The following is a 4,831-nucleotide window of genomic DNA, read 5'->3' on the forward strand; positions in this document are numbered from 1 at the left end:
GTAGAAGCTCAAGAGGTAGAAGAAATTGAAGAAGTAGAGGAGTTAGAAAACCCCGATACATCAGGAGCAGGAACAGGTTCAGGAACAAGTTCAAGAAAAGGAAAAGGAAAAGGAAAAGGTTCAGATTCTGGTTCAGATTCTGGTTCTGGTTCAGGTTCAGGTTCAGAATCAAATGTAGGCTTTGCATTAGCTTTAATAGGTGCCATTATAATTACAATTGGTGACTTAGTTTCATCAAGTGGTGTCGCGATTGAAATAGAACAATCCGCTATATTAGAAAAAAAAGAAGAACAAGAAGCAAAGGAACAAAGTAGGAAAATGAGGAAAATGGAAAATCAAATCACCTCATTGCAAAAGGATGTGAACTCATTACTCCAAGTTTCCGAATCCTTAAAAAGAGAAGTGATTTTCTTACAAAACGTCATCTATCCTAATTATCACCAATAACAATCATTTTGTGTTCAACAAAACGTGATAAAATAAATAGCTATCAGTTTGTAGGAAATTTATAATGAATATTCGACATAATGGGCAGTTCCCTCTGTATATAGCAATTATATTTCGTCCCTAAAAAACCTTTATATATTTAATAAATTAAAATACTCCTTTCATAAGGAGTTTTTGCTATTTAGCTCTTTTTCTCTAATGAAAACTGCTGAATTTTATCAAATACATATACAAACAAGCGTTCTTTTATGAATAAAAAAAGTCCATCCCTTTATTTGATTCAACCTTTATGAAAGATCTTTAGTTTTCATTTGCAAATGCCTGATTGATATACAAAACGCTATAAAAAAGCATGGGAAATCAACTGTAAATAAGGCAGGCTCAGTGTAAAAAAAGCTGCATCTAAAGATTTATCTAAATTAAGATTCACTAGTGTAGTTGTTTTAAAGCCCGGACATTTCATCTTTCACTGGTTGAATAATAATGGCGTTAGCAATCTGCAGCATATTTTTTCTCCTCATTGCTACCTGGCGGATAATACCAAGAGCTTCTAGTTTTTTATCGTACAAGTTCCAAAAACGACTAAATGATCGAGCTCCGATTGAATATCGAATCTCGATAGCTACCTAGTCTTTTTTTATAACTGTCTGTTTGACAGTTATAAGTACATACATGGGTCTTTTTCTTACAGGTTTAAATATTTTTCATACTGAGTTAGCAATTGCAGATAGTTTTCAGTGGGTTTTATATCAGTTTTTTTTTGTTTAACCAAGTAAAGGGCCTCTTCTCGATTTAATCTATATTTTTGCATATAAAATGCAGTAATGATAAAGCCCAATCGTTGTATTCCTAAAGTATCGTGAATTAATATTCGATAGCCCTGGTCAAACAATTGATTAAGCTGTTTGATCAAGTTATCGACCAATTCTAAACTAGGAGTTACCCATATAGTAATAGGAACCCATATCATTATTCTTCTTGAAAAATCAAATGGAGGACGATCAGGTTTCGTACGTAAGTTCACGATGACTGATATATTTCTCTGAACAAAACCCCAATCATCGGAAGAAATTCGTCCTCCAATGTACAAACGTCCTGGTATCATCTCCACAAAACCCATTTACATTGCCACCTACTCCATAATTTCAACTAATGCATATTATGATGGAATACAATTTAGTATTCTTAAAAAATCACCCTCGACTTTAGAGTACGAGAAGACCTAAGCTTTGTTTACTTAGTAGAGGGAAAGTCTCTAGTGTAGTTCTTTTAAGTGATAATTCCCTCCATATTTTGATACCTCCATGAATAATAGTCATGCAATTTCGTATATTTTTATGATCATTTTGCCATTGATTTTTTATACGGAATTTAAAAGAATAAAGGAATATATGAATCAAAATATTTATTAAACAAACGGGGGATAAAAGAAGAAAATTTCATTACCATCTCTGGAGATGGAATACGTGGATTGTAGAAAAAATAAAATTAACCAGAAATAACTTTTATAGGACATCGAAGCGAATAAAACAATTGTAATCTTTAGGTCTTTCATAGAAATGATTATTAGATACTTGTAAAAATTCAAATAGAAAAGAAGATTTTTGATCTTTAGAGGTTACTCTGAAGTGGAAATTGAAGAGCTTTTAGTATTATTACGAGTTACAAAACACATTAATCACCCTTCACAATCCCGGAAAAATAAAAAGGGAATAGTAGCAGCCATACCCAATTAGTATGGCTGCTTATAARTGAAATCGGGATGTATGAGCTGCGAACTGCTTGTGAATCTCATTTCACATTGGATTTGTTGTTGCTAAGAAGGCTTCTATTGTACTTGGTTTAATCCATTGACTATTTCGAAATCTCCTTTGAATTTAGAGCTTTGGCAAACTCGCTTTTTCCCTAGTACTTACAACGCACCTTGTAATTCTAAGTGATTCCTAGAAAATTTTGTGAAAACATAGACTAAATCATCCTACACCTTTTTACCTTCCCTTACTTAGGGAGCAGTTTTATTTAGTTATAATTACATTTGCTACTATATCGTATTAGTATAACTTGAGTTTAAACCTCTCTGGATAGATATATTGCCTCAACCTCTTTTTCAGTAAGATTGAATTTTACAGAAGCTTTTTTAATGGATTCTTCCATGCTTTCAATCTCTCCAAAGGTATTTCTAACAAAATCATAGATCATTAATTGGACCTTTTCTCTTTTAGCGTCTATATTAACTTTATTTGGATGTAAATCTGGTGTAAGTTGTACAGCTCTACCATTAATAGCCTCTATAACTTCACCAACTATTTTCCATCGATATTTCATTGTTAAATGTGCTACTTTTACGTAATAACCTATTTCATCCTTATTTACTACCCAATCACCATTAGGATGTTTTTGTTTTAAAAATTGGTTTACACTTACACCTGTACTTGTTTTGTGATTTTTTAGTGTTTCCAACGTAAAAATTGATAATTGACTACTATCCATTTTATCAACTCCCTTTGTCCTATAAATTCGGCACAAGGAGATAATTTCCTGCAAATGAAAAGCACCCATTATTATGCTTTCGAATTATCATTTTAAAAAGTCTCTCCTTTCTCTAGCCATTATTTTAAATTTATTAATTATTCTCTTCTAGACTTGCATCCTTTTAACGTAGGTATAGCCCCGCCCAAACCGACACCAAGTTTGATTATTGCTGATTCACGCACCATTAATAATTTATTAATTTTGGTCGTTCCTCCTCGTTTTTTTCAAGATCATTTAATATTACATAAATAGGTTTCAATGTATTCATGTAATTAACTCCTGTCGCCTACTCAATTTGACAAAAGAGATAATCCCCTTTTATTAAAAAAGGCAAAAGCACCCAATGAAATGAGTGCTTTGAACTAAAATGATTACTATTCATTTAGGTATGTTTTGAGTTTCTCTTTATCAGAAACATGAATCCAAGGTAAATCAAGATTATCATCATTAATACCAGGCGTGATAACACGGGTATATAAAAGGTCATAAATACAATCATTAATTAAAAGGGTATCTTCATCTGATATTCTTTCTCTATTGGTTATAGTACCGCCACCTGAATGTTCAGTTACCCCAAATATTAAGCCCTGTTGTTTTAAAGAACTCCTAATCACTTCTCTAATAGCCTCTAGACTAGTTAACGGGAATACATCAAGGTGTTTAACAATCATTCTTAAAATATCCTCTTTAGTTAAAACCAGTTCACTATTTTGTCGCAATTATCCCACCCCCTCTCGTCATATTCTCCAAACTACAGGTTATTTCCTTCTTTATCCATAAAAAGACGACACTCTCTTCATGAGTGCCGTCCCTTTGCTATTTATTAATTTTCTATGCCTTAATCAAACAACATTTCGACTAAAGGAGATAATTTCCTGCAAGTAAAAAACACCATCGCAAGGATGCTCCTACATTGGTTCAAAGCTTTTCATTTTAAATTCATTTACAGGCCGATTAATCGACTTTCCTAACTTTATATTAAGTTCTTGGTAATCCTTAGTATCATCAGGATCAATATCTTCTCTGACGTTTAGTATCTCGTATCGGTCATATTTCTCGGGAGTAAGACCTCCGTCAACATGAATAAAAAGCCTATATTTAACTCTCAGATTCATTTTTACCATCTCCTTTATCTAACAGTTCGATATTAGGAGATAATTTCCTGCTTATTTCCTCCTGACAGCTCTATCAAATTACTGATCAGCATTATAAATAGCTATATCACTAGTCTAATTAGTCGGTATGGATACGAAGAAATACATAATTATTTTAATCTAGATTGAGAAATAGATGTGAGGAGTTATTAAAATTTTATTTAGGTGATAGAACATGAACATTAATATTGAGGTCAACTTACACGCAAAAGGAAATATTTTTTACAGAGTGGTAGTTTTCCAGTCATCGGTTCACACTACAAGAATGATCCAGATTGGACAACTGCAATTACTGCCTACGAATGGATTCAGCAGATGAAAAGGGAACATGCTTCTAGTGATGAATTAGGATTGATAAAGTCTTTATAACGGAGACGATGATATCACGAAGTTAGAAAAGAAGGTTAGGCCCGTAATTCAGGATGATTTACCTTTTTAAATAAAAATTAGCCCTTCTTAAAAGAAAAGGGCTTTAAAATTAGAAGTATCTGTACAATTTCATTTTTGGCTCTCTCTTAGTTGCTCTTAGCCGCTAACTTCTTTTCTCAATAAGGGTAGTATGAATATGGGGCTGGGTATGGAGCATATCCTGGATATCCATAATCATATCCATAATAGCCATCATACCCATAGCCACCACCATAATAGGGCCCTGCAAGCAACGCTCCTGCAGCAAGACCTCCTAGAAAAGGAAATCC

The 4,831-nt window shown here is 33.1% G+C and carries 7 protein-coding genes; 2 read left to right on the forward strand and 5 right to left on the reverse strand.

Features of this window, described 5'->3' with window-relative positions; all coding sequences use genetic code 11:
• Positions 1 to 447 (forward strand): hypothetical protein (locus AC1DUW_RS21090; RefSeq protein ID WP_477643378.1); only part of this gene is annotated, 447 nt, incomplete at its 5' end.
• 443 nt (positions 448 to 890) lie between these two features.
• On the opposite strand, the gene AC1DUW_RS21095 is transcribed toward AC1DUW_RS21090, so the two are convergent.
• The 5 genes from AC1DUW_RS21095 to AC1DUW_RS21115 all read right to left on the reverse strand — a co-directional run bounded on the left by AC1DUW_RS21095 (position 891) and on the right by AC1DUW_RS21115 (position 4,094).
• On the reverse strand, positions 891 to 1,016 hold the full coding sequence (locus tag AC1DUW_RS21095; RefSeq protein WP_377430222.1) for a hypothetical protein: 126 nt from the start codon (positions 1,014 to 1,016) through the stop codon (positions 891 to 893).
• A gap of 116 nt (positions 1,017 to 1,132) precedes the next feature.
• Positions 1,133 to 1,567, reverse strand: a complete 435-nt coding sequence (locus AC1DUW_RS21100; protein WP_053345476.1) for a protein-tyrosine phosphatase family protein — start codon at positions 1,565 to 1,567, stop codon at positions 1,133 to 1,135.
• Between the two features lie 947 nt (positions 1,568 to 2,514).
• Positions 2,515 to 2,937 (reverse strand): hypothetical protein, encoded by a 423-nt coding sequence (locus AC1DUW_RS21105; protein WP_152952253.1) that lies wholly within the window; start codon positions 2,935 to 2,937, stop codon positions 2,515 to 2,517.
• Positions 2,938 to 3,353: 416 nt separating this feature from the next.
• Complete coding sequence (locus AC1DUW_RS21110) at positions 3,354 to 3,698, reverse strand: hypothetical protein (protein ID WP_053345474.1); 345 nt, start codon at positions 3,696 to 3,698, stop codon at positions 3,354 to 3,356.
• 189 nt (positions 3,699 to 3,887) lie between these two features.
• On the reverse strand, positions 3,888 to 4,094 hold the full coding sequence (locus AC1DUW_RS21115; RefSeq protein ID WP_053345473.1) for a hypothetical protein: 207 nt from the start codon (positions 4,092 to 4,094) through the stop codon (positions 3,888 to 3,890).
• Positions 4,095 to 4,308: 214 nt separating this feature from the next.
• Here AC1DUW_RS21115 and AC1DUW_RS21120 point away from each other — a divergent pair, with 214 nt between their 5' ends.
• A complete protein-coding gene (locus AC1DUW_RS21120; protein ID WP_161804907.1) occupies positions 4,309 to 4,452 on the forward strand; it encodes a hypothetical protein in 144 nt (47 codons plus the stop codon).
• Positions 4,453 to 4,831 lie beyond the last annotated feature (379 nt).

The sequence above is a fragment of the Peribacillus sp. P4_C12 genome (assembly GCF_056402095.1).